At 34.5% G+C, this 2,536-nt stretch carries 3 protein-coding genes; all 3 read right to left on the bottom strand.

Going from position 1 to position 2,536, the window contains the following annotated elements:
- Nucleotides 1–237 precede the first annotated feature (237 nt).
- Entirely contained in the window at nt 238–423 is a 186-nt protein-coding gene (locus tag GX497_00460) for a hypothetical protein (GenBank protein HHY71707.1), read from the bottom strand.
- A 739-nt stretch (nt 424–1,162) separates the two neighbouring features.
- On the bottom strand, nt 1,163–1,696 hold the full coding sequence (locus GX497_00455) for a hypothetical protein (protein HHY71706.1): 534 nt from the start codon (nt 1,694–1,696) through the stop codon (nt 1,163–1,165).
- A gap of 12 nt (nt 1,697–1,708) precedes the next feature.
- Nucleotides 1,709–2,536 (bottom strand): hypothetical protein (locus GX497_00450; protein ID HHY71705.1); only part of this gene is annotated, 828 nt, incomplete at its 5' end.

Here is a 2,536-nt window from a genome sequence, read left to right as displayed (position 1 = left end):
ATCCTTTGTTCCCATTCAATTCTTAGTTCAGATTTATTCATCGCAAAACCTCCGCAAAATTTGATCTTTAGAAGATTATCGCATATAAAAAAGCGCCAAACCATGTGGGGATAGTTTGACGCTTACCATGTAATAGTATTCTCTCAATTGTACATTATCAAGTTTTTTATAAAACTATAAAATTATCAGGCTACCTATTTATGATTGGTAGCCTGATAATCTTTACATAAATTAACACTATTTACAAGAATTCGGGTTCCATAGACCTCCTCCAATAAATATTTCATAATCATAGTAAGAATCATTAATTTTTCCATTTATTATTGAAATACATAAGTTATCTTTTTCATAGCTATAAGCTTCATACCTATAATCTTCATTCAAAAAAACTCCATACATATAAGCTTCATCTTTTTTTTTCATGTTCTATCAATCTCCATCCAAATTCATTCAGTTGCAAACTATAGTAATTGTTAATATCTTCAAATTTATCATTTGAAGAATATGCTTTAGCAAATGCTATATTAGTTACCTTATTTATAACAACACTATTTAAATAATATGAATTAGGATAAGGGGTTAATTGATCAATTTCTTTTTGAAGCTTTTTTCCTCTTTTATTGTAAACGGATAAGTTACTATAAAAAATGAAAACATCAACGCTATCCCAAATATTTTCATTTTGGTGGTTTTATTCATTTATATATCCCCCTATCAAACTGCAAGGGTTACTTTTTCCGGCTGCTGAGATACTGGAATACCACTATTTCTTTTTGTCTCTCTAAACGCTCCATTTCGGCCTGCTCCTTCAGGGGTGAGATTTGATGGACGATTACCCATTCCCTAAGTTGTAATCTTAAACTTAGGGATAAAGAAGGTGGCAACTGAGTTACCAATTACCACCATTATATCAGCTTGCTTGACGCTCTGTTAGACTTGCCGCCCGATACTCTGTCTTATCTTCATCATGCTGTAGATAATGTTTACAAGCCTTCTCATGGACGCATATCAGGGCTTACCTCTTGGTCTTTCCTCGCATAGAAAATTGAATTCCATTGATTCTTGTTATCGCCTTTAGCCGCTCCTACTATTAATTGTTGAGCTATCCATCCAAAAAAAGGGAAAACCTTGAAAGACACGAAGCCGATCAAGGTTTAACAACTCAATAACTATCCTCAAAAAGACAATTAAATATTGTAACATCTTCCTCTTTTAACTCTAATGAAATATTTGGCACTACAAGATTAAGAATAGTTTCGTCTAACGTTTGAATTCCATCATTATTTAATATTTCCATAATCCTTATACCAATCCGCTCTGTTTCTTTATTAAGTGGGGAATATGCTTCATGCAATTGTACAGCCCCATCATTGTAGTTGTACTTAACATATTTAACCACTGAATACGGAGTAATTGCTGAAATTAAAACCATAACTCCCGTTATCTCGTGCTTTTCCTTGAGATAATCGCTAAATTCATCACTACCTATTCTAAAGTTTGGACTCAGCGATGATTGAATAAAATAAGAAAAGCATGTTGAATAACTAAAGTCGGTAAGATTATCGACGAAAATCTGTTCTACCTTATCATTGAACTCACTAACCCAATATTCCTTATCAATATATTTTGCTAGAATATATTGAAAGTCACCTTTCCCATACAATCTGTCAATTGTATTCAGCAAAATTTCTTTCATAATATACCTCCATTATGGTACTGGATAGCCGTGAACATTGCCTTTTGAATCAATATGAACTTTGACCCTAGTTTCTCCATTTGGTCCAACTGGCTTACCAAAATCATAAGTTTTTACACTTCCATCTGCTTTTACTGGGGTACCTTTCATCCACGCTTCTTGAGTTAACTGTACACCATTTTGACCTTCAGGCCATTGTGACTTGGTTGAAACGTTATTACCATGCCCTGGCACATGCTTACCTTGCTTCCCTGCATCTACTTTTGGTGCTCCATTTACACCTGCGTCAACCGTACCTTGACTCGGTAACTTACCAGAATAACCTGGCCTCTTAGAACCAATTGAAGGTTTTTTACCTTCATTAATTAATCCTAATACTCTTCCGATTGTCCTAGGTTTCGGAGCCGGAGTGAACGTTGTTCCAAAATCAAAACCAGCCATAACTGTTGGAAATTTATTTTCAATCTCTTTTTGCACAGTTTCTCTCTTTAACCTATCTAAGACGGCTTCTCTCTTTTCCTTAGAGATTTGAAACATAATTTCATTATTACCGTTTATATACATTTGATAAATTTGTTCTTCTGTGTACTGATTTGGATTTGGACACATAGGTGGGTTGCTTAGTTTTGAATAGACATTTCCTTTTACATATCTCACATCCACGTTCGCCGCAAGCACCTGTTTATTCATTAGCTTTTTCTGGTTACTAATCTGTTCCTTCTTCGTCAGGTTGTTCAGTAGCTTTCGGGCTTTTGTGAACACCTTTCCTCTTTTTTTAACGATTTTCCCTATCTTTTTCTTTACAGTCTTCTTCTGTGTCTTAAGAGAGGCGACTACTTT

Origin of the sequence: Bacillus sp. (in: firmicutes) (assembly GCA_012842745.1) — a bacterium.
Classification (GTDB): domain Bacteria; phylum Bacillota; class Bacilli; order Bacillales; family Bacillaceae_J; genus Schinkia.
Note: the sequence above shows the minus strand (reverse complement) of the source record. Positions and strands in the feature narration are given on the sequence as shown.